This window comes from Streptococcus oralis subsp. tigurinus (genome assembly GCF_002356415.1).
GTDB lineage: Bacteria > Bacillota > Bacilli > Lactobacillales > Streptococcaceae > Streptococcus > Streptococcus oralis_F.
Genome location: NZ_AP018338.1, coordinates 1,277,982 through 1,300,638 on the forward strand (window position 1 = coordinate 1,277,982; position 22,657 = coordinate 1,300,638).

A 22,657-nucleotide genomic window follows, 5' to 3' on the forward strand; every position below is an offset into this window, starting at 1 on the left:
TCTAATTAATCAATATATAACATAGCTGTGCGGTTTTCCGATCGGAAATAGCGCTTGCCAGAAAAAGATCTAGCTTTTTGTAGTAAATCCTCTTGGCTATAGCCTTTGAGACGCTTGCGACCATCAGCCAAGCTTTCCAAATCCGTTAAAGGAGTCAAACTCTCCACAGAGACGACTTTTTCCTCTCCAAGCTCCTTCATATGAATCTTTCCAGACTCTTCAAAGACGAGTTGATGGGGGAAAATTTGCGCAATTTCAAAGAGCAAGTCAGCAGTGATTGCTTCCTCAGCTTCTGAGAAAATCCGACCTAGTTCTTGACTCTCATAGCAAAAACCAAAGGATTTTCCTGATAGATTGAGGCGAATAAAGGGCTTGTTTTCTATAATGAAACTTGGCTCAGCGTTGTAGAGATTCAGTTCCTGAGAAAGTTCTGCAAAATAATCAGTCGCAGCTTGAGGACTCTTTTTCTGGTAGAGCTCAGCAAAGTAGGCATTCACTACGCTGGGGGGAGGTATGATGAGAGCCAACTGCTCTTGCTCTGTTTTGCCAGCTAGAAGTTGATCTAGATAGACCTTATCCAGACTTGTATAACCTCCATACTTTAGAGCCAAAGTTTTAATATCAGTCATAAAATTCCTCTAACCTCCATTTATTTTTCTCAGAAATGTAGCCTGTAATCACTTCACCGTCATCTTGATAGTCGCGCTCTTCCAGGATTGCCACACTTTCTAAATCATGAATCTTGTAGGACTTGGAAAAAGGCACGCGCAGGGTAAAGGGTTGAAAAATATCCTTGATTTTTTCTAAAAATAAAGCTTGCAGCTGCTCACGACTATCCTTCGACTTGGCAGAAATGAGGGCATAAGGTGTCTGGGTAGGCGTGAAATCCTCCACCAAATCCGCTTTATTATAAAGGGTCAAGCGAGGAATATCCTCCATGTCCAAGTCTTTCATGATAGACAGAACCGTTTTTTCATGCTCCTCATGATAAGGATTGCTAGCATCAATGACATGAACTAGAAGGTCTACATGCTTGCTTTCTTCCAAGGTTGACTTAAAACTTGACACCAATTCAGTTGGCAAATCTTGGATAAAGCCAACCGTATCAGTCAAGGTAACCTGAAGATTGCCCCCCAGATGGATGTTCTTTGTCGTCGCATCCAGGGTCGCAAACAGCTCATCAGCCTCATACTGGGTCTTGCTGGTCAAGGTGTTCATGATGGTTGATTTCCCAGCATTGGTGTAACCAATCAAACCAATCTTAAAGGTGCTGGACTCCAGACGTTTTTCTCTGACAGTCGCCCGATTTTTCTCAACCACCTTGAGTTGGCGCTCGATATCTGTGATTTGATTGCGAACGCTACGACGGTTCAGCTCCAGCTGGCTTTCACCAGGTCCACGGGAACCAATTCCACCTGCCTGACGACTAAGCATAATCCCTTGACCAACCAAGCGAGGCAAGAGATACTTAAGCTGGGCCAAATGAACTTGGAGTTTTCCTTCATGGCTTCGAGCCCGCATGGCAAAGATATCCAAAATCAACTGCATACGGTCAATGACCTTGACACCGAGAACTTCCTCCAAATTGACATTTTGCCGTGGAGTCAAGCGATTATTGACGATGACAGTGCTAATTTCTTCCGCATCTACCATCAGTGCAATTTCTTCCAACTTACCCGAGCCAACAAAAGTCTTGGAATCATATTTTTCACGTTTTTGTCTGTAACTATCTACTACGACTGCCCCAGCAGTCTTAGCCAGACTAGCCAACTCTTCCATGGAGAGGTCAAAATTGTCCATGCCCTGCAGTTCAACACCAATGAGCAGGACCCGTTCCTCTTTTTTCTCCGTTTCAATCATTTAAAAACTCCTCAATCTGGCTTAGAATACGCTCTTTCACGCCAGACTCACCTATCTGATAAAAGGTCACCTGCATGCGATTACGGAACCAGGTCAGCTGGCGCTTAGCAAAACGACGCGTCGCCTGTTTGAGACTCTCGCTAGCTTCATCCAAAGTCTGCTCCCCACGAAAATAAGGAAAGAGTTCCTTGTAGCCAATGCCTTTGGCAGCTTGAACATATGGATAGTGGTCAAAAAGCCACTTAGCCTCATCCAAAAGCCCAACCTCAAACATCAGATCCACTCGGTTATTGATACGTTCATAAAGCTGACTACGCTCATCATCTAAGCAGATAATCAGAGGTTCATACAAAGTCTCTTGATTTTCCAAATCCTGACCAAAATGGGCAATTTCCAAGGCTCGCATAGCTCGACGACGGTTAAACTGAGGAATTTCAAGACCTGCTTGCTCCACAAGATGGGCTAATTCCTCATCTGAATAAGACTCTAAACTAGCTCGATAGGCTAAAATCTCCTCATGAGGTGTCTCCCCACCTAGATGGTAACCTTCCAGCAAACTCTGGATATAAAGGCCTGTGCCTCCAGCGATAATGGCTAGCTTGCCACGGTTTTGAATATCCTCAATAGCCTTCTTAGCTTCTGAAACAAAATCAAAAGCCGAGTAAGACTCGGTCACCTCTCTGACATCAATCAAATGATGAGGAACAGCTACTTGCTCCTCTGGGCTAGCCTTGGCCGTCCCAATATCTAGTCTTCTGTATACTTGCTGACTGTCACCACTGACCACCTCTCCACCAAAGCGCTTGGCTACTTCAATAGCAAGGGCTGTCTTCCCAACAGCAGTCGGTCCAACAATCACAATTATTTTTGTTTTCATCTTTTTTCCTTGAAAAATTTCCATTTTTTCGTTACTATTATTATATCACAAAAAGGTCAGTCAGAAAAATGCTACCACTTAAGGAGTCTGGCTGATCGGGAAGGTAAAGGAGGAAGACTCATGGCTAAAGGATTCGCTAAAGGTCTTGTAACAGGTGTCGCAGGAACTGTCGCTGCCGTTGCAGGTGCAGTATACGCAATTAAAAAGAAAGTGATTGAGCCAGAAGAGCAAAAAGCAGCTTTCATCGAAGAAAACCGCAAAAAAGCAGCTCGCCGCCGCGTATCACATTAAGCAACAAAAGAAGTTGAGAAATCTCAACTTCTTTTTATTTTCTTTTATACTCAATGAAAATCAAAGAGCAAACTAGGAAGCTAGCCGCAGGCTGTACTTGAGTACGGTAAGGCGACGCTGACGTGGTTTGAGGAGATTTTCGAAGAGTATTAAATAGCTAAGTCAAACTTCAGCTGTGGCTTGACTGGATCATAGTCAACCAACTCAAAGTCTTCGGCTTTGATATCAAAGAAATTAGTCCCATCAGGAACATTTAAAACCAAGCGTGGTTGGCAGTTTGACGGCTCACGACGGAGCAATTCCTCTGCTTGTTCAAACTGATTATCATAGATATGAAGGTTGTTGATAAAGTAGAAGAATTTTCCAACCTTCCAGCCGAAATGCTTGGCAATCATCATCTGAAGAGCCACATACTGCATAGCATTGATGTGGTGGGCCACCAACATATCATTCGAACGCTGGGTCAAAGTCGCATCCAGATAGATGTCTCCATCAACCCGACGGACATCAAACATGGTCTGAAAGGCGCATGGAAGAAGACCATCTGTCTCCTCAAATGCTTGGTAATCCCAGAGTGAGATGATATTGCGACGGTTCCAGGGATTGGCTTCCAACTGCTTGAGAATCTTATTAATGATATCGTGTTTCTTAACGACCGCACCGTAGCGTTCACCAATGGTTCCCGTATCTCCCACTTCCCAGTCATTCCAGTAGTGAACATTGTACTTGCTATTCAGCACTTCTAGGCTATTAGACTGATCTTGGTAGATCCAGAGTACTTCCTTGATAGCAGATTTGATTGCAATCGGACGCAAGGTTGTGATGGGAAATTCCCCTTTGGCCAAATCATACTCCGCAAAGGCACCCGTTACGTACTTGGAGTTGGCAACAGTCCCATCCTTGTACTTAGGACGTGCTTGTTCAGAAAAGACGCCGTCTTTGAGGATTCGTTCAATATTTTCTTTAAAAATCGTATCTGCTTTTGTCATTTACTCTCACCTCATTTATTGTCCTAACTAGTATAGCATAAAAAAAGAAAGGAGGAAAATCACTAGTTTTAAAATAGTGTTTTTCCCCTTTTATTATCTTATTGCAATACAAGCGACGCTGCTCCGATAACTCCAGCGTCATTTCCTAGAGTTGCAAGAGCCAATTTAGTGGATGTGCGTACTTGTGGGAAGGTATTTTCATCATAAACCTTTTGCACGCCTTGTAGAAGGAATTCTCCCGCAGCTGATACTCCACCACCGATAACGATTGTTGAAGGGTTGAGGATGGAGCCGATATTGGCACAAGCGATTCCCAAGTAACGTGAGAAGTTACGGTAAACGATTAAGGCAAGGTCGTCTCCTTCTTTTGCAAGATCAAAGACAGTTTTAGCAGTTACTTCTTCTCCGTCATCAATCAAGCGTTTCAAAGCTGCATCGCCTTCGTATTCATCTGCATAACGACGAGTCAAGTTGACAATCCCTGTTGCTGAAGCAACTGTCTCAAGACAGCCTTTTTTACCACAGGTACATGCGATTGGTTGGTCAAAGTCAACAGTGATGTGACCAAGCTCACCAGCAGCACCAGCAACACCGTGAAGCAATTTGCCTTCTGCCACGATACCGCCACCAACACCTGTACCAAGTGTCATAAAGACAACGTCTGGTTGGTTGTCACCAGCGCCCATCCAGCGCTCACCAAGAGCAGCTACGTTGGCATCATTGTCGATGAAGAACGGAATACCCAATGCTTTTTCAATCTTTTCTTTAATCGGTTGAAGGGTTTTCCAGTTCAAATTATAGGCACCAATAACAGTCCCTTTTTCACGGTCAACCACACCAGGTGATCCCATTCCAATGCCTCGGAAATCCTTAGCTGACAATCCAAGTAAGTCCAAACGATGCTGAATAGACTCAATCATATCATCTACGATATGGCTTCCTTCATCCAAAATATTGGTCTTGATAGACCATTTTTCTTGGATTTCTCCTTCTTGAGTTAAAATTGCAAACTTAATAGATGTCCCACCAAGGTCAATCCCAATAATCTTTTGACTCATCATATTCTCCTTTTTCATTATGAATTAATTGAAAATGCTTACAGATATAGTATAACAAAATCGTCAACTTTGTGCAAAGGTTTGCATTAACTTCCTAGAAATTATTCTGATTTATGGTTTCCAAAGGCCAGAACCATCTACATAGTATCTGCCTCCATCAACTCGCTCATTCTTAGCCATTTTACCATCTGATTTCAAATAGTAATTCCCTTGCCAAGTATTACGAGCGTATGAACCATCTGATTTCAAATAGTACCAGGATTGATAAGAAGAGTCATAAATCCATTCACTTTGAGCCATTTTACCGTTCACTTTGAGATAAAAAGCGCCTTGCCAAGCATTTTTGGCATAGGATCCATCTGATTTCAAATAATACCAAGCTTGGTATGATGAATCATAAATCCATTCACTTTGAGCCATCTTTCCGTTTGCTTTAAGGTAGTAACTTCCTATCCATGTGTTTCGTGCATATGAACCATCCGATTTGAGATAATACCATCCTTTGTAATATGAGTCATATATCCACTCACTCTGAGCCATTGTTCCATCTGATTTGAGATAGTAATCTCCTTTCCAAGAATTGGTTACTGGATTACCATTGTCAGAATAATAATACCAATATCCATCCTGCTTAACCCATCCACTAGAAGAAACTCTATTCTGTAGACTAGATTGGCGTGGTTTAAAAACACCTCGAGGAGCTTTTGAGCGTTCACAGGCAACTCCATCACCATCTTTGTCTAGTCTTGAAGAATATCCAGGCTCTCCTCTATGGATATCAGAATAGCCATTTTCCCACGCTTCTGTACAATTTGAAAAGTGAATTGTATCATTAGCAAAAGTCGGTTGAGCGAGCATCATCAACGCAGAAAAGCTAGCTAGACCAGCTTTAAAAAGAACTGTTTTTTTCATCATTTCCTCCCATAAAATGATATCGTTTTCCTCTTATTTTATCAAACTTAATCCAACAATTCAAACAATTCAACATATCCATTATGTTTTTTAGTTTATGAAGTTTATTTAGAATTCACTTCCAACTCATACAAACCTCTGACTGCGTTACAGCCATAGACAGCTTCTGCTTGGTTCAAGTCTGCCAAAGTCATAATTTTCTCTTTTACCTGTCCTGTTTCCAACAAATGCTGACGGTAAATTCCTGGCAAAATTCCAAGTCTGATAGGCGGTGTGTAGAGTTTACCATTAATTTTTAAGACCAGATTTCCAATAGAGGTTTCAAGCAATTCTCCTGCTGCATTATGGTAAATGATTTCCCGTTCCCCTAGACTTAAGTGTGGTCTATGAGTTGTTTTAAAGTAAGTAAATGATTGATTCAAATCTGCTTCTTGCAGGAAGAGTTTAGCTTTGTAGAAGCTTGGACTAAGGGGGCTTAAGATTTGGCGACTGACTTCCATCTCTCCAGACTTGCTGAGACTAATTCGCAAGCGGTAGTCTTGGTGGGAATCACAAGCTTGACACTCTTCCTCTATCTTTTGTCTCAGTTCTTCTGGATCAAAAGGAAAGGCAAAATAACGACTCGCCTTTGTCAGTCTTTCCAGATGTTGATCTTCAAACAGCAATTGTTTTTGGCTGATTTTACCAGTTGTAATCAATTGGAAACGTGCTTGTTTACGATAGAGAACAGCCGCCTTTTGATGAACCTCTCGGTATTCAGATTCCCAAGTACTATCCCAAGTAATGCCACCACCCACTCCATATATGGCTTTCCCTCGATGCAGTTGAATGGTCCGAATGGCGACATTGAAAATTCGTCGCCCATTTGGAAGTAAGAGACCAATCGTTCCGCAGTAGACTCCACGCGGTTGAGGCTCCAAGTCCTTGATGATTTCCATGGTCGCAATTTTCGGTGCTCCTGTGATAGATCCACAAGGAAAGAGAGAGCGAAAAATGGCAACCAAGTCCACATCCTCTCGCAACTGACTCTTGATGGTCGAAGTCATCTGCCAAACAGTCGAATACTGCTCCACTTGGCACAGACGCTCCACATGCTCACTACCCACTTCAGAAATACGGTTCATATCATTGCGCAAGAGATCCACAATCATCATATTTTCAGAGCGATTTTTAGGATCTTGCTCCAACCAGCTAGCTTGGGCAAGGTCTTCTTGGTCAGTCAGTCCCCGCTGGGTTGTTCCCTTCATTGGGCGAGTCGTTAATTCCCGGTCATTTTGCTCAAAAAAGAGTTCTGGACTCATGGAAATCATTGCCATCTCATCATGTTCAACATAGGCATTGTAACCCGCCTCCTGTTCTACCACCATGCGATTGTAGATAGCAAAAGGATTGGCACTTAAGTCTTGCTTGAGTTGGACAGTGTAATTTACCTGATAGGTGTCTCCCTGTCGCAAATGATGGTGGATCTGGGAAATAGCTTTTTCATAGTTCTCTGCAGATGTTTGTTCTCGCCACTTTGAAGGCAGATTTACTTCCTCATAAGTCAGAGGAATAGGGGATGTTTCCACCCTATCGTGAACGGTAAAGTAAAGCAGGTACTCTGCCAGTAAAGGAGCTTTATGAACTGCTAATTTCTCCTCAAAAGCAGGTGCAGCCTCATAGCTGACGTAGCCCACCACATAATAACCTTGCTCTTGGTAGCTTTCCACTTGTGCCAGCAGGTCCGTCACTTCTGCTAAATCTCTCGTTTTTAACTCTTTGATCGGCTGGGTAAAGATGTATCTCTCGCCCAAAGCTTTAAAATCAATCACTGTTTTTCTATGCATATCTTAAGTATAGCACAAAAAGGCAGATACAGACAAAGCTGATCTACCTTTTTTCATTTTACTAGTCCTATCTACTATTTAGTGAATAAATCTCCAGTAAATCCGTCTGATTTCTGCAAGAGTTGTTTGTAAACTTTCCATTTAAGATTCACTGTATTATCAAATTTATTACCTTGAAGGTCTTTTTCAACTGCAGCATCGAATAGCTCTTGAAGTTTTTCATATGTTGAAATCTTTTGACCATCAATTTCAATTTCTACAAAACCTTTCTCAGCTTTAGCTCTGACTTCTTTATACCATTCTTTCTTCCACTCTTCTAATGTATTAAATCTACCTTTAGAAACTTTTTGGATGATAAAGTTATCACCTAGACCTACGTTACCGGCTGCTTTAGATTCTTGTTTATACTTGTTAGATGCATACCCTAAGAATCCATCAAGGTAACCGTAGTAGCCCCACATACGGAATGTATTGTGTTTGAATGAGATTGAGCCAGCCGTACTCTTACTTGTGTTACCACCGTAAATACCAGTCATCATATTCACAACAGTATAAGCAGAATCGAATCCTTCAGTACGGTAATGACCATTACCTGGTAGCCCGTGTTTAGTAGCGAAGTTGTTATCTACAAGTTGATCAATAGCTGTCAGTTTCATACTCTTCTCATCATCATTTAAATCACGAACTAAATCCCATTGGTGTGGTGCACCTTCTAACTTATTATAGCTCGCTTTTTCGCGATATTTCTTATCGATTTTCTTGAACCACTTATCGTTAGTTCCAGTATTTTTCTTGATGACAGATTCTGCTTCTAAGTAATCAAGCATCATCATTGATTCGTTATAGTTCTTCATGTAGTGATCAATCTTCTCACGACTACTTAACATATTAGGATCATAGTTATAAATTTGTGTACCATCATTTTTACGTTCGTACGCCATATTTAATCCAAGTGAACCATATTCACCATTATAGTTTGTAAGAGATGGTGATTGTAGCATACCTTGAGCAAATGATTCAATATCTGTCCCTTCACGGTGACGCCATGTTCCTAAGTAGGCCATACGGTCATTGATATGAGTCGTTTCGTGAGTGAATGCAGATGTACCATAATCACTAATTATACTAGAAATGATGTAGTATACAGCTTCTGAATTTTGTGGGTTAGAAAAGATATAAGCATACGCACCCATACCGTTATATCCGTGCCATTTACCTGTAGGTCCATAGAACTCACGAACTGGAGCATAGTCACCATTCTTATTATGACCCATTCGGTCAGCCCATCCATTACCTGGAACATCTTGGTTATCCCAAATTGCTGATGGAACCATATTTTCAGATTTCAACAATTGATTACGTACATTATCAGCAGCAAGTCTTGACCAGAAGTCTAAGTAATTAATTTGCTCTTGTGCACGTAAATTGATTTCTTTCTTAAACGCTTCACGTTCAGATTCTGTATTCTTACCATATTTCTCAAATGCACTAAACGCTAGCGTATTGTACGTTGAAATTAAGAACATGTGAGCCTTCTTCGTATTAAGAAGTGGTAAAATGTATCGACCATGTTCACCGTTATTTAAGTTTTCATATAAGTGATATTTCTTATTAGCAAAATCAGGGTTAGATGATTGTTTCTCAACTACATAGTTAGTATGAGAAATAGCTTTCTTATACCATACATTCATATCAGTATCTTCTGTAAAGAGTTTCATGTTATATGTTAAGAAGTCATTTAAATTACCTTTACCTGTTGCTCCCGCAATCACATCACGATAAGCATCTTGAGTTCGATCCCCTTTCAAGAAATGTTCACGTGAACCAATTTGAATCAATCTATCGATAACGCTAACGTTCTTACCATAAAAATCAGGCTTGAACATCATAAGGTCTTTAATGCTCATATCATTGTATTTAAATCCATAATAACGATTTAAATAAGTAAGACCCATCATAATCTTAGCTTTATTGTCTTCCACTTTTTTAAGAAGAACTTTCATAGCCGCATCATCACTATTCAATTGATGGTCTTCGTTTTCAACTAAAGCTTTGACTAATTTATCTAAATTAGCTTTCGTTTCTTCAAAGCTTTCTTCAAGGAACAAGTTACGAATGTAATTGTTCTTATGATTGTCACTATTCTCAGCTGGTTTGTTACGTTTGTCCATTAACGCACGCACTTCAGGTGAAATCAATTCAACACCTGCTAATTTTGCTTTAATATCGTTGATTAATTGTGTTCTATCTTTAACAACCATATTCGGTGTATAAACGACGTCACCAAGACCTTCGATACTATATTCACGAACTTGTTGGACTTGAGAATCAGCTTTACGTGTGACAACTTTTTCTTCCTTAGTACCATCAGCATAATGAATCATAATATGATCAACATCTGACAAGTCAGTTACAAATTGCCCATCTTTCATACCTGTCACAGATAATACTTCTGTAGTTAATAATTTAGATCCTTCAGGAGTCTTATTACCTTGATTCACAATCCACTCTTTATTGTAGAACGGTTGAAGTTTTTCAACATTTCGGTAAGCAAGTTCACGTTCTGCATTATAATCTTGAGTAGTTTTGTACGTGTCTTCTTTATACGCTACGTGATTTAATTTATCAGTCAAATATGGTGTGATTTCATATTTATCGGCTGTGATATTGAACGAAGCAATACGTTTATCCGCTTCTGCTTGGTCGACACCCTTAATCTGTTTTGAACGGTTATAAGAAACGTTACCTGATGCAACATCGTTCACATACACATTGTTCTTGAAGTAATCAAATCCGAAGTATGGGTCACCTGAGTCAACTGACCCTGAACCATACATCATTTCACCATTTGTCACTTTCATCATGCTGACGTTATTTTCAACCCAACCCCAGTCATAGTTTTCGTGAATTAAACCACCGCTTTGATTATTGGTTTTGAGTGTCAATGTCCCTTTGACCACAGATTTAGTTAAACGACCTTTTTGTTTAACATCATTTGGATTTCCACCATGGTTGACTTTGGCAATCAATCCACCAAATTTAGCATTGTTGGCTTTAATGTCAGCTTCAACATAAGAACTATCTACATTGCTTCTCCAGCTTTCACTTACAAGTCCACCAGACCACCAACCTTTGTTACCCACGCTTTCGATTTTACCGATAAAGGCTACATTACGCATATTGGATTCATCTAGTTTGTTGACCATACCTGTAACGTCGTTATTACCAACCACATTACCCGTAACCTTAATATTCTCAATCGTTGAGTTCTTAAACATATCTCCAAGTGGAGCGGTTTTATCAGCCCACGGCATATTGATATTCACATTACCAAAGTTGATGTCATGAATATGAGCATTTTCAACACGGTTGAACAATGGTCGAGCTAGATTGTGAATGGTATAACGTTTATCACCTTCACTATACAACTTACCTTTAAAAATGTTCGTCACGTATTGTTTATTCGGAGTCGGAACATTTGCAGCATTAAGATCCGCACCAAGTTTAAACTCACCCGTTGGGTTAGCTTGCATATCTTTTACAAGCTCATTGAAGTTGTAATATACATTACCTTCTTTTAATTTTTGTTTTTCAAAGTAATGAACATACTCTTCACTGAAAGTATCATCTGCTCTACGTTGAACTAAGTTTGGAGCTTTTGCTACCACTTTGTACAATGTTTTTCCATCGACAACCACTTCTTCAACAGAACTTACCGTAAGTCTTGTTGTCTTATTATCATGAGTTGTCACTCGTAAGTAAAGTGGAGCAACGTCTGTCGGTTTTTCAGTAAGTAAGCTCTTATCTGTTTCAACACCAGCATCATCCACACTCATTAAGCTTGTTTCTTTGATGTTTTTGATTTCAACTTTTTTAAGATCAAGTCTTAGCGGTTCTTCTTTCAGAACCTCTTCCTCATCACCCTCACCACGGTCATAAACCATCTTCGTTTCAAGTTTATAATCCTTGTAGTACTGTAAATCTGTCAGGGTAGTTGTCAAGTCGTCTGGTGAAACATTCAAGGTTTTGACAATCTCATCACCTTTTTTCAGAGTTAAGGTAATAGATTTAATGGCTGCCTTACTTGGATTTTCTAGACTATATTTAACATCTGAAATACGCTTCAAATCCTTAGGCTCAACTGCTGTGATGGTCAATACTGGTTTTTCAAAGGTCTTGGTACCACGTTTCAAAATTTTGTCTTGAGGTGCCTCAAGGATTTCCTCTGTAACTTTTGGAGCGTCCTCTGTTTTAACTCCCTTAATGGTATTAAAGGTCTTGGTGATTTTTTTCTGGCCTTCTTTTCCTTCTTGAGCTACAACTTCTAAGCCTTTTTTCAGTTGGTCATCTTCTTTAACAACTTCCTTAAATGGAATCTTTTCAAGACTTTCTTCTACAAGAGTTCCTTCAATTGGTTTTGTCCCACGACTTACCTGTTGGTTTACAGGCTCCTTGGTAACTTCTGTGCTAGTTGAAAGAACTTGGTCAGTTTTAACACCTTCTACTGTTTTATAAGTTGTTTTAGTAACTTGACTTCCTTTTTCACCATTTCTTACAACAGTTTCTTCGTCCGTATACTTGGTTGGATCCTCAGTCGTTTCAGTTTTGTAGTCTAGGTCTGTAGTCGATGTTTCAACAAGGGTTCCCTCAGTTACTTTGTACTCAGGTAACTGTTCTTGTACAAGAGCTTGACCTTCCTTGCCTTCCTCTTGAGTGCCTTTAACTGCGACCGTAGCTTCTGGTAAGGATGGTTGCGTTAAGGATTGACCTTCTTTACCTGCCTCTTGAGTTCCTTTAGACTCTACTGTAACCTCTGGTAATTCGGGTTGCGTTAAAAATTGACCTTCTTTGCCTTCTTCTTGCGTACCTTTAGCTACTTGGTGAGTTGGTTCAGCTTGTGGTGCTGGAGCTGGGGCAGGTTGCACCTCTTTCTTAGTTCCGACCACAATCACTTGAGACACAGGATTTTGAACCACTTGATCTTCGATAACTTCTCTAACTTCTTGACCATTAACCATCGATACTTTGGTTACAAGACGACGCTTACCATTTACTCCAGCTGTTACGATACGAGTCTGTCCTTCTGCTAGATTCGCATCTGGACTTGTGACTGTTTCAAAAGGAATCTCTACCAAGCTCTCTTCCTGCTTAGTCTGAGGCTTCTCAGAAACTGGTTTTTCTTCAACAGCAGGAGCAACTGGAGTTTGTACTAGAGGTTTCTCGACAACAGTTTCAGGAGTGACAGTCGGTGTCTCTTGAACTACTTCTGTCTTCTCGATTTCTTTTGAACTTTGCTTTTCTACTGGCAACTGAGAGTTCTCAGCTGAAGCTGGTTTTGATGGGTGGAGTTCTGCTTCCTTGAAGTAACCAATGTATTCATAGCCATCAATATGGATAATCCCTTCAGCCAAACCTTCATGTGTAGAGGCCGAAATAGTTTGGTTATAAGAAAGCAATTCTTTATTTTCAAATGCAAATGTCCCATAAGGTACAAAAGTGCTGGCTCCCAAAGAACCAATCAAGAGAACACCTAGGACCTCTTTGCGACCTTTTTTGGATACCAAAAAGACTGCTAGTGAGGCTGTTGCCAAGCCAAGACCAGCCAAGGCTAGTTCTTTACTTCCTGTGTAAGGAAGTTGTTGACTGTTAGTTGCTTTCTTGCGATAAACTACATAGAGAATATCTTCATCTTGAAATTCTGTAGGAACCTCATGGCGAATCAAGGCTTTTTCAGACTCGGTCAATTCCTGCTCCGCCAAATAACGGTAATGAACACTATGAGCACCGCCAGCTTCATTGGCATGCACTTTATCTACTGAAAGGGTACTGACACCAAAAAGGAAGGCCCCGATGGCTACAGGACCTACCCCAACAGTGAGCTTACGAATCGAATATTTGGTGATTTTTTCTAGTTGTTGTTTTGTTTTTCTCATTCTCACGACTTTCTGATAGAATCTTCTGGATACTGCGCACGCGCACCTCCAATTAATTTTGGACGACTTGCGAGAGCCGTTACATGGGCATGCCCAATCTCTCGTAGTACAGGACGAATCGGTACCTGCACATGCTTGACATGCATGCCAATTGCAGTATCTCCGATATCAATCCCTGCATGAGCCTTGATAAATTCAACCTCAACTGGATCCTGCATAAACTTGAAGGCTGCCAATTGACCCGAACCTCCTGCATGAAGTGTAGGAAGGACACTGACGATTTCAAGACCAAACTGCTCTGCCACCTGACGTTCAACGACGAGGGCTCGATTGACATGTTCACAACCTTGAACGGCTAGATGAATTCCTTTCCCTCCCAGGATATCTAGGATCGTCTTCACAATGATTTCCCCAATTTCTTGGCTGGATTCCTTGCCAATCTGGCCACCTATCACCTCACTAGAAGAAAGGCCCAAAACAAAGATAGCTCCTTGCTTCAAATCAGCCTTTTCTAATACATCTTCAACAATCTGGCTTGTTGCTCTTTGAATGTCTTTTTCCGTCATACTTGATACCTCTTTTGTTACTATCTATCATATCTTTTTTTACTGATTTTATCAAGGCCAACTAATCATTCTGATTTTTAATAGCAAAACTCCCAGAATTGACTGGGAGTTAGCTAGTTGCTAATTTATTGATGTATATTTCAACTGTCGTCCCTTTTTCGGGTGCAGAATTAATCTTCATCTGGTAATTGTCTCCAAAATGAAGTTTGAGTCGTTGGTCGACATTTTGAAGACCAACTCCCCCACGTTTGAGCTGACTTTGACTACTATCGTCAGGATTTTGGAAACCAACGCCATCATCCTCAATGCGGATGATTAGTCCTGAATCCTTTTTATGGACGGAAACTTTAATATGTCCCTGTCCATCTTTCTCCTTGATGCCGTGATAAAGAGCATTTTCTACTAGGGGTTGTAGCACCAGTTTAGGCAAGACTAAATTATCAAAGTCAGGATCTTCAGCAATTTCATACTCCAGCTTATCCCCATAACGTTGTTTCTGGATAAAGAGGTACTGGCGGACATGATTGATTTCATCAGAAAGAGAAATCAAGTCCTTTCCTTGATTGAGCGCCAAGCGGAAATAGGTTGCCAAGGACTTAGTCACCTGAACCACTCGCTGACTATCCTGAAACTCAGCCATCCAGATGATAGTGTCCAAAGTATTATAGAGGAAATGGGGGTTAATCTGGCTTGACAAGGCTTGAAGTTCATACTGCCGGGTCGCTTCTTCCTGCCTGCGCACATCTGCCATCAGCTGATCAATCTGATCCAACATGGCATTAAACTGGCGAGTCACTTCTCTCAGTTCATAGGCGCCAGCTTCCTTAGCACGAAGATTTTGTGTACCAGAAGCAATTTTCAGCATGGTTTCTCTCAGGTCCTTCAAAGGGGCAATCCAGCGTTTGAGACTGAACCACACCAAGCAGATACAGGCAAGAAGAGATAAGGCACTAGCAGCAAGAAAGGTCCACATGAGTTGACTCCGAACCTGGTCTAACTTCTCCAACGAAGACACGCCTATAACCGTCCAATCAGTTCCTGCAATCTGTTCCTGACTGACATAGGATTGATGATTCAGCGTATAGCCCTGTCTCGTCTCGATGTAGGGTTTCATTGCCTTCATTTCACTAGACGAGCTATAAACTGTGTGTTGCGGATGGTAGACAAATTCATGGTTTTCATTGATGATAAAGGCAAAGCCCTGCTGGCCCAACTGGAGTTGGTTGAGATAGGCTTCCAGAGTTTCATAAGAAATGTCCAAGCGAAGCACACCAAGATTGGCTCCCTTTGCATCAACCAGTTCTTGAGTGACAGAAATAACCCACTGACTATCCGATTTACGAGCTGGGGTTAAAACTGGCTTAGCTCCCTGATGAATAGCCTTTTGGTACCAATCCTCAGCCATCATATCAGAGGAGGTTTTCATCTGCACACTGTCATCTGTAGAAATAACCTGACCGGATTTGGTGACCAGTACCACCGTTTTCAAGTCCTGGTCTGCCTTTAGGATAGTCAAAAACAGATCTCGGATTTCCTTGACCTTATCTTGACTAGGATTCTCAGCATAGGCTAACACATCCTTCTGCTGGGTCAAACTGGTAGAGGTGGTTTCTAATTTTTTGATATAAGACTGAATAAAGTGGCTAGTTTGGCTGATGGTCGTTTGGCTATTGCCTTCAATGGTAGCCTCAATGGCTGATGAACTAGATTGATAGTAGAAGGTCCCAACCACAGCTAGGAGAATGAGAAAGACCAGAAAGATGGAAATGACCATTCTGACCAGGAGAGAAGAACGCTTCATCGGCCTTCTCCCTTCTTAAACTGACGAGGTGTCACACCTGCAATCTGTTTAAAACGTTGGGTAAAGTAGTTCATATCCTCAAAACCAACTTTCTCTGCGATCTCATAAATCTTCAGATCTGTGGTCAGAAGCAAGAGCTTGGCTTGTTTGACACGTTCTCGCACTAAATAATCCTGAAAGGGTATGCCCAACTCTTTCTTAATCAAGGAGCTCAGATAAGTCGGACTAAAGCCCAAGTCACTGGCCAAAGACTTCAAACTAAACTGGCTATCAGCCAGGTGGGACTGGATTTTCTGGGCCATGTTTCCTTCAAACTTATCGGTTAATAAATCTTGTAACTGCTCTTCTTTCTCTTCCTTATCCAACTTTTGCTTGATTTTCCCCAACATTTCCTCAATATCCTGACGAGAAAAGGGCTTGAGCAGATAGTCATCGACACCTAGTTTGACAGCAGACAAGGCATAATCAAAATCATCGTAACCTGTCAAAAAAACTAGGTGAACCTGTGGATAGGTTTCTCGGACCAGATTGGCCAACTGGATGCCATTTAGCTGAGGCATGTTGATATCGGTTAAAATGATATCCGGCACTTGTTGTTGTATCAATTCCCAAGCCTGTCTTCCATTTTCAGCCTGACCGATGATTTCCATATCGTAGGCTGCTACATTGACCAGCTTGGTCAAGCCTTGTCTTACCAGATATTCATCTTCTACGATTAAGATTGTGTAGGTCATGCTCTGCTCCTTTGTCACTTACTAGTATCAGTATAGCAAAATTCTCCTCTACCTGCTTAGGAAATACTTCTTATACTCAATGAAAATCAAAGAGCAAACTAGGAAACTAGCAGCAGGTTGCTCAAAGTACAGTTTTGAGGTTGTAGATAAAACTGACAAAGTCCGTCACATATATAATCCAAGGCGACGTTGACGTGGTTTGAAGAGATTTTCGAAGAGTACTAATCGACATAATCTAGTAAATAAGCGTAGCCTTTTTCTGCCATTTGGTCTTTGGGAATAAAGCGGATAGAAAGACTATTGATACAGTAGCGCAAGCCACCCTTGTCCTGAGGCCCATCTGTAAAGACATGGCCAAGGTGAGAATCTCCAACTCGACTTCTCACTTCCATGCGCGTCATATTGTAAGACTTATCTTCCTTGTAGGTGGCAACATCTGGGCTGATGGGTTGGGTGAAACTAGGCCAGCCACAACCAGACTCAAACTTGTCTTTTGATGAAAAGAGGGGTTCGCCAGTTGCCACATCCACATAGATACCAGATTCGAATTTATCCCAGTAGCGGTTTGAAAAAGCTCGTTCTGTTTGATTTTTCTGGGTAACTGCATACTCCTCAGGTGACAAGGTCTTTTTCAATTCCTCATCACTTGGTTTAGGATATTTGCTGGCATCGATGACAGGATAGGCAGCCTGATTAACATTGATATGGCAGTAGCCATTTGGATTTTTCTTGAGGTAGTCTTGGTGATAATCTTCCGCCACCACAAAATTCTTCAAGTTTTCCTTTTCAACTGCCAGAGGTTGATCGTATTTCTTAGCCACCTCATCAAAGACTTGGTTAATCACCTCTAAATCCTTGTCATCTGTGTAATAAACGCCAGTACGGTACTGGGTCCCCACATCATTTCCTTGTTTATTTTTGCTGGTTGGATTGATAATGCGGAAGTAATGTAGCAAGATTTCCTTGAGGGAAATTTGGTTGGCGTCGTAAGTGACATGGACAGTCTCCGCATGTCCTGTTTGGTTAATCAATTCGTACTTGGTTGTTTCCCCTCTACCATTTGCATAGCCTGAAACGGCATCTGTCACTCCAGGCACGCGTGAGAAGTATTCCTCCACTCCCCAGAAACATCCCCCAGCTAGATAAATTTCGTGCAAGTCTGCGTCTTTACTCACTTCTGTTTTTTTCACTGCTTTTCCTCCTTGGCTAACGGATGCTTTCTCAATTTGCGAGCTATCTGTCTGCCCTGCATTTCGCATCAATAGAAAATAGAAACCGGTTATGGCTAGAAGAATGACCCCTGCCAAGACAAAAAGTTTTACTTTATCATTCATAGCCTTTCTCTACCCCATTTCTTTTAATTCTTTTAAAATCATATCCTTATCCATAAAACCTGGTTGCGTTTTGACCAGCTTGCCTTCCTTGTCTATAAAGGCTTGAGTGGGGTAAGAACGGACACCATAACTTTCCAAAAGTTTGCCTGATGGATCAATTAGAACTGGAAAATTTTTATAATCCAAGCCCTTGTACCAGTTCTTAAAGTCTGCTTCAGATTGCTCCCCCTTGTGTCCAGGAGACACCACTGTCAAGACCACATAGTCATCACCAGCTTCTTTAGCGATTTCGTCCGTATCTGGAAGGCTGGCTAGACAGATGGAACACCAAGAAGCCCAGAATTTGAGATAGACTTTCTTGCCCTTATAATCAGACAAACGATAGGTCTTGCCATCTACACCTGTCAGTTCAAAATCAGCAACCGCCTGACCTTTAGTGGCAGTTTGTGAACTAACTTGTTCTGTTTTGGATTGCTCCTTCATAGTAGACTCGTCTGACATGTTTTTAGCCGAACAGGCTGCCAAGCAACAAATTGAGCCTACTCCAAGGAGACATGTTTGCCATTTTTTCATTTCTTTTTCCTCTCTATTCAAATAATGTAGTCAAAATGGAAGCATTTCCCAAAAGCACCAAGATTCCCATCAGGATAATGAGGAAACCACCCACTTTTTTGAGGATTCCGAGGTAAGGATGCAGTTTTCGGAAATGTTTCAAAACATAGCTGGAGGCGAGAGCTAGAACTAAAAATGGTAGCGCCAATCCCAGCGTATAGACTAACATGAGACCAGCTCCCTGCCAAGCTCCTGAACCACCTGAAGCCGCCAAAGCCAAAACAGAGCCCAAAACCGGCCCTACACACGGTGTCCAAGCAAAACTAAAGGTCAACCCCAGTAAAAATGCCTGACTATAGCCGTTAGCATTTTGACCCTGTCTCTTTAATTGTAGCCTTCTTTCCTTGTAGAGTCCCTGCAAATGTAAAACATCCATCTGGTGCAAGCCCAAGAGAATGATAATCGCACCCGTCACATACTGAAACCAAGAAGCATACAGCAAATTGCCTAAAAAACCAGCTCCATAACCCAGTAAGATAAAAACAAAGGAAATCCCCGCTATAAAGGCCAGAGTTCGCAATAAACTTACAACTGAGATTGAAAATTTTCCGCTAGAAGCCTGAGCATCATTCTTATCATCCAATAAGACTCCTGCATAGACTGGCAACAAGGGTAAAATACAAGGAGAAAAGAAGGAAAGAATTCCAGCAAGAAAAACACTAATAAAAAAGATTACATTGTCCATTGCCTTCCTCCATTCTTTGATTTGATAGGTCTATTATATCCCCAAAACTCCAGAAAAAACAGGGACAATGATAGGCAAAAATAGGAATTTAATCAGTTTATTTAGAAATTTTGCACAAAAAAAGCCAGACAAGGTCTGACTTTGATAGAAACAGAAAAGAAAATCACCTATCTTCCCTGCTTATCTGGTAATAAATAAGGTCCGCAACGTAGTCTTTTCTCTCCACACCATTGGCAATGGTTTTTAGATAAGACATTCCCGCTTTTTCCATGACACGGCCTGAAGCTGGGTTGAGACTGGCGTAACGAGCTCTGACTTTTTGAAAGCCTGCTTGAGTAAAACAGAAGTCTAGCACAGCTTTCAAGGCCTCTGTCATCATACCTCGGCCCCAAAAGTTTTTTCCTAAAACATACCCAATCTCACAGCTAGAGTCAAGCTCATCCATTTCAACAATACTGATATCTCCTATCACATGCTCAGGGTTTTCTTTGAGACAAATAGCCCATTTGTAATAGTTGGGATTAGTATAGGATGCAACCCAATTTCGAATCGAGTTCCGAGTCACCTCAACATCAGGATGAGGATCCCAGGTGACATAGGTCAGATTCTTAGCAGACGAAGCCCAATTTTGAAACATGGCTTCCGCATCACTCTCCACAAATCTTCTCAAGATTAAACGTTCAGTCTGTAACATTTGCGTACCGATTGCTTTCATAATGTTACCTCGCTTTCTGATAGGTGATTCTTTGTTCAATCTCCATTGAAACTTGTTTTGCTTTCGAATCTCAAGATAATAAGCTAAAAAGGTCCCCCGGACCTGCCTCGTTTTCTTATTTTTAGACTCGGGCTGAAAACCTCCACTGGAGGTTTTCACTCCCAAAAGTCATCAAAGACGGTGATGGGTAAGTGGCGTTTGTGTTGGCCTTTATGCCACCAGTTTTCGATCCTTGCTTGAGCTTCTGGGCTGATTGTTTTGCCTTCTAGGTAGTCATCAATCTCTGCATAAGTGACTCCAAGAGCGACTTCGTCAGCCAAACCCGGCTTGTCTTCTTCTAGGTCTGCTGTTGGGATTTTTTCATAAAGGGCTGGGTCTGCACCAAGTTCCTGCAAGAGTTGTTTTCCTTGGCGTTTATTGAGTCGGTAAAGAGGAAGAATATCCGCACCGCCGTCACCAAACTTAGTAAAGAAACCTGTGATATTTTCCGCAGCATGGTCTGTTCCAATGACCGCTCCGCTATGGGCACCCGCAAGGGCATATTGGGCAATCATACGACTACGAGCTTTAATATTGCCCTTGTTAAAGTCTGAAACAGGACTTCCTGTCGCTTCGACTGCAGCTGTCATAGCATCAGCTGATTCCTTGATATTTACAACTAGACTGACATCTGGTTGGATGAAATCAAGGGCTTTTTGAGCATCTGCTTCATCAGCTTGCACGCCATAGGGCAGGCGGACAGCGATAAATTGGTAGCTGTCATCTCCTGTCTCTGCTCGCATTTCTTTCATAGCTAATTGCGCCAAGCGTCCCGCTAAAGTCGAGTCCTGTCCTCCAGAAATTCCTAGAACAAAACTTTTAAGGAAGGGGTGTTTTTTCAAGTATCTCTTTAAGAAATCAATCGAACGACGGATTTCTTCCTGAGCGTCAATCACTGGCTTGACACCCAGTTGCTGGATAATGGTCTCTTGCAAACTCATTCTTCTTCTCCTTCACCAAGGGCTTCTTTGCGCATCTTATCAATCAAATCCATCTTATCTTGCCAAATATCACGCGCCAAGTCTACTGGATAGTGCTGTGGATTCAATACGCGCTTGTATTCATCCCATAGCTTGTCGAATTCCTTACGGGCATAATCCTGAATGTCAGTCAAACTAGGCAAGCTGTAAACTAATGTTCCTTCTTTAAAAATATCCACCAAGAGAGGGACAGCATCAAAATTTCGAACGGTCTTTTTGATGTAGGTATAAGTTGGATGGAACATCTTGATTTCAGTCATGCCGCTCACATCAACACCATCATAGGTGATGTAGTCACCTTCTGACTTACCTTTTTCACGACTAGTAATGCGCCATACCTGCTTCTTACCTGGCGTTGACACTTTTTCAGCATTATTAGATAGTTTGATGGTATTGCGCATACGACCATTCTCATCTTCGATAGCTACAATCTTATAAACTGCCCCAAGAGCTGGCTGATCATAGGCTGTAATCAGCTTGGTACCCACCCCCCAAACGTCAATCTTAGCGTGTTGCATTTTGAGGTTAAGGATGGTATTTTCATCTAGGTCATTGGAAGCGTAAATTTTGGCATCTGGGTATCCAGCCTCATCCAGTTGCTGACGGACTTTCTTGGAAATGTAGGCAATATCCCCAGAGTCGATACGAACACCTTTAAAATTGATCTTATCACCTAACTCACGCGCCACCTGAATAGCAGCCGGCACACCGATTCGCAACGTATCATAAGTATCCACTAGAAAGACACAATCACGATGGGTCGCCGCATAAGCCTTGAAGGCTTCATAGTCGTTTCCATAAACCTGTACCAAGGCATGGGCATGAGTCCCCAATACTGTAATACCAAAGAGTTTCCCTGCACGCACATTGCTGGTTCCATTGGCGCCACCAATCACGGCTGCGCGTGTTCCCCAGATAGCTGCATCCATTTCTTGCGCACGACGTGTCCCAAACTCCATCAAGGGTTCATCTTCAATAACCGAACGAATACGTGCCGCCTTAGTCGCTATCAAGGTTTGAAAGTTAACGATGTTTAAGAGAGCTGTTTCGACCAATTGGCATTGGGCTAGAGGGCCTTCAACTTGAACAATTGGCTCATTAGCAAAAACCAAGTCCCCTTCCTGGGCAGAACGAACCGTCAACTCCAACTCGAGATTGCGGAGGTAGTCTAAGAACGCCCCATGATAGCCAAGCGACTCCAAGTAGGCGATATCACTGTCTGAAAAACGCAAGTCTTTAAGATAGTTCACAATTCTTTCCAAACCAGCAAAAACTGCATAACCATTCTGAAAAGGTTGCTGGCGGAAATAAACTTCAAAGACCGCCTTTTTATTGTGAATCCCTTGGTCAAAGTAAACTTGCATCATATTGATCTGGTACAAGTCCGTGTGCAATGTCAAACTATCATCTGGATACATCTGTTTTCCTTCTTCCTTCTTTATAAA

The 22,657-nt window shown here is 41.6% G+C and carries 18 protein-coding genes; 1 reads left to right on the top strand and 17 read right to left on the bottom strand.

The genetic code is table 11. The features are described from left to right. Window positions 1-5: 5 nt before the first annotated feature. Genes STO1_RS06480 through miaA form a run of 3 tightly spaced genes read right to left on the bottom strand, consistent with a single transcriptional unit; the run spans window position 6 to window position 2,737 of the window. Entirely contained in the window at window positions 6-629 is a 624-nt protein-coding gene (locus tag STO1_RS06480; RefSeq protein ID WP_096422473.1) for a cystathionine beta-lyase, read from the bottom strand. Next, window positions 622-1,860, bottom strand: coding sequence for a GTPase HflX (gene hflX, locus STO1_RS06485; protein ID WP_096422475.1), 1,239 nt, complete (start codon window positions 1,858-1,860; stop codon window positions 622-624). The genes STO1_RS06480 and hflX overlap by 8 nt, the downstream gene beginning before the upstream one ends. Next, window positions 1,853-2,737 carry a tRNA (adenosine(37)-N6)-dimethylallyltransferase MiaA gene (gene miaA, locus STO1_RS06490; RefSeq protein WP_061588068.1) on the bottom strand — a complete coding sequence of 295 codons (885 nt, stop codon included), beginning with the start codon at window positions 2,735-2,737 and terminating at the stop codon, window positions 1,853-1,855. The genes hflX and miaA overlap by 8 nt, the downstream gene beginning before the upstream one ends. A gap of 120 nt (window positions 2,738-2,857) precedes the next feature. On the opposite strand from miaA, the gene STO1_RS06495 reads away from it, so the two are divergent. Continuing rightward, entirely contained in the window at window positions 2,858-3,028 is a 171-nt protein-coding gene (locus tag STO1_RS06495; RefSeq protein WP_001051782.1) for a DUF3042 family protein, read from the top strand. A 149-nt stretch (window positions 3,029-3,177) separates the two neighbouring features. Here the strand turns inward: STO1_RS06495 and STO1_RS06500 are convergent, their stop codons facing one another. The 14 genes from STO1_RS06500 to STO1_RS06565 all read right to left on the bottom strand — a co-directional run bounded on the left by STO1_RS06500 (window position 3,178) and on the right by STO1_RS06565 (window position 22,630). After that, entirely contained in the window at window positions 3,178-4,017 is an 840-nt protein-coding gene (locus STO1_RS06500; RefSeq protein ID WP_061588067.1) for a thymidylate synthase, read from the bottom strand. Between the two features lie 98 nt (window positions 4,018-4,115). Next, window positions 4,116-5,075 carry an ROK family glucokinase gene (locus STO1_RS06505; protein WP_061588066.1) on the bottom strand — a complete coding sequence of 320 codons (960 nt, stop codon included), beginning with the start codon at window positions 5,073-5,075 and terminating at the stop codon, window positions 4,116-4,118. Window positions 5,076-5,186: 111 nt separating this feature from the next. Then, on the bottom strand, window positions 5,187-5,987 hold the full coding sequence (locus tag STO1_RS06510; RefSeq protein WP_084939028.1) for an excalibur calcium-binding domain-containing protein: 801 nt from the start codon (window positions 5,985-5,987) through the stop codon (window positions 5,187-5,189). 104 nt (window positions 5,988-6,091) lie between these two features. Next, window positions 6,092-7,813, bottom strand: a complete 1,722-nt coding sequence (gene pabB, locus STO1_RS06515) for an aminodeoxychorismate synthase component I (RefSeq protein ID WP_096422479.1) — start codon at window positions 7,811-7,813, stop codon at window positions 6,092-6,094. Window positions 7,814-7,887: 74 nt separating this feature from the next. Continuing rightward, window positions 7,888-13,746, bottom strand: coding sequence for a ZmpA/ZmpB/ZmpC family metallo-endopeptidase (locus STO1_RS06520; protein ID WP_096422481.1), 5,859 nt, complete (start codon window positions 13,744-13,746; stop codon window positions 7,888-7,890). Window positions 13,747-13,748: 2 nt separating this feature from the next. Next, window positions 13,749-14,312 carry a TIGR01440 family protein gene (locus tag STO1_RS06525; RefSeq protein ID WP_049536990.1) on the bottom strand — a complete coding sequence of 188 codons (564 nt, stop codon included), beginning with the start codon at window positions 14,310-14,312 and terminating at the stop codon, window positions 13,749-13,751. Window positions 14,313-14,421: 109 nt separating this feature from the next. Then, window positions 14,422-16,113 (bottom strand): cache domain-containing sensor histidine kinase, encoded by a 1,692-nt coding sequence (locus tag STO1_RS06530; protein WP_096422483.1) that lies wholly within the window; start codon window positions 16,111-16,113, stop codon window positions 14,422-14,424. Then, window positions 16,110-16,847: a response regulator transcription factor gene (locus tag STO1_RS06535; protein ID WP_096422485.1), complete on the bottom strand. Its 738-nt coding sequence runs from the start codon at window positions 16,845-16,847 to the stop codon at window positions 16,110-16,112. Before STO1_RS06535 ends, STO1_RS06530 begins: the two co-directional genes overlap by 4 nt. A 221-nt stretch (window positions 16,848-17,068) precedes the next feature. After that, window positions 17,069-18,181, bottom strand: coding sequence for a peptide-methionine (R)-S-oxide reductase MsrB (gene msrB, locus STO1_RS06540; protein ID WP_096422487.1), 1,113 nt, complete (start codon window positions 18,179-18,181; stop codon window positions 17,069-17,071). Window positions 18,182-18,190: 9 nt separating this feature from the next. Next, window positions 18,191-18,754 (bottom strand): redoxin family protein, encoded by a 564-nt coding sequence (locus STO1_RS06545; protein ID WP_096422489.1) that lies wholly within the window; start codon window positions 18,752-18,754, stop codon window positions 18,191-18,193. 13 nt (window positions 18,755-18,767) lie between these two features. Continuing rightward, window positions 18,768-19,478 (bottom strand): thiol-disulfide oxidoreductase-associated membrane protein CcdA2, encoded by a 711-nt coding sequence (gene ccdA2 / locus STO1_RS06550; protein WP_096422491.1) that lies wholly within the window; start codon window positions 19,476-19,478, stop codon window positions 18,768-18,770. A gap of 163 nt (window positions 19,479-19,641) precedes the next feature. Next, complete coding sequence (locus STO1_RS06555) at window positions 19,642-20,193, bottom strand: GNAT family N-acetyltransferase (RefSeq protein ID WP_096422493.1); 552 nt, start codon at window positions 20,191-20,193, stop codon at window positions 19,642-19,644. Between the two features lie 155 nt (window positions 20,194-20,348). After that, entirely contained in the window at window positions 20,349-21,173 is an 825-nt protein-coding gene (gene nadE, locus STO1_RS06560; protein WP_096422495.1) for an NAD(+) synthase, read from the bottom strand. Beyond that, entirely contained in the window at window positions 21,170-22,630 is a 1,461-nt protein-coding gene (locus tag STO1_RS06565; protein WP_096422497.1) for a nicotinate phosphoribosyltransferase, read from the bottom strand. Before STO1_RS06565 ends, nadE begins: the two co-directional genes overlap by 4 nt. Window positions 22,631-22,657: the final 27 nt, after the last annotated feature.

Bases quoted from the DNA above. Each gene is read 5' to 3' on its own strand.
- STO1_RS06500 (WP_061588067.1), bottom strand. From the start codon at position 4,017: ATGACAAAAGCAGATACGATTTTTAAAGAAAATATTGAACGAATCCTC.
- msrB (WP_096422487.1), bottom strand. From the start codon at position 18,181: ATGAATGATAAAGTAAAACTTTTTGTCTTGGCAGGGGTCATTCTTCTA.
- STO1_RS06555 (WP_096422493.1), bottom strand. From the start codon at position 20,193: ATGAAAGCAATCGGTACGCAAATGTTACAGACTGAACGTTTAATCTTG.
- miaA (WP_061588068.1), bottom strand. From the start codon at position 2,737: ATGAAAACAAAAATAATTGTGATTGTTGGACCGACTGCTGTTGGGAAG.
- STO1_RS06530 (WP_096422483.1), bottom strand. From the start codon at position 16,113: ATGAAGCGTTCTTCTCTCCTGGTCAGAATGGTCATTTCCATCTTTCTG.
- STO1_RS06510 (WP_084939028.1), bottom strand. From the start codon at position 5,987: ATGAAAAAAACAGTTCTTTTTAAAGCTGGTCTAGCTAGCTTTTCTGCG.
- STO1_RS06545 (WP_096422489.1), bottom strand. From the start codon at position 18,754: ATGAAAAAATGGCAAACATGTCTCCTTGGAGTAGGCTCAATTTGTTGC.
- STO1_RS06520 (WP_096422481.1), bottom strand. From the start codon at position 13,746: ATGAGAAAAACAAAACAACAACTAGAAAAAATCACCAAATATTCGATT.
- pabB (WP_096422479.1), bottom strand. From the start codon at position 7,813: ATGCATAGAAAAACAGTGATTGATTTTAAAGCTTTGGGCGAGAGATAC.
- STO1_RS06565 (WP_096422497.1), bottom strand. From the start codon at position 22,630: ATGTATCCAGATGATAGTTTGACATTGCACACGGACTTGTACCAGATC.
- STO1_RS06525 (WP_049536990.1), bottom strand. From the start codon at position 14,312: ATGACGGAAAAAGACATTCAAAGAGCAACAAGCCAGATTGTTGAAGAT.
- STO1_RS06535 (WP_096422485.1), bottom strand. From the start codon at position 16,847: ATGACCTACACAATCTTAATCGTAGAAGATGAATATCTGGTAAGACAA.
- hflX (WP_096422475.1), bottom strand. From the start codon at position 1,860: ATGATTGAAACGGAGAAAAAAGAGGAACGGGTCCTGCTCATTGGTGTT.
- STO1_RS06480 (WP_096422473.1), bottom strand. From the start codon at position 629: ATGACTGATATTAAAACTTTGGCTCTAAAGTATGGAGGTTATACAAGT.
- STO1_RS06505 (WP_061588066.1), bottom strand. From the start codon at position 5,075: ATGAGTCAAAAGATTATTGGGATTGACCTTGGTGGGACATCTATTAAG.
- ccdA2 (WP_096422491.1), bottom strand. From the start codon at position 19,478: ATGGACAATGTAATCTTTTTTATTAGTGTTTTTCTTGCTGGAATTCTT.
- STO1_RS06495 (WP_001051782.1), top strand. From the start codon at position 2,858: ATGGCTAAAGGATTCGCTAAAGGTCTTGTAACAGGTGTCGCAGGAACT.
- nadE (WP_096422495.1), bottom strand. From the start codon at position 21,173: ATGAGTTTGCAAGAGACCATTATCCAGCAACTGGGTGTCAAGCCAGTG.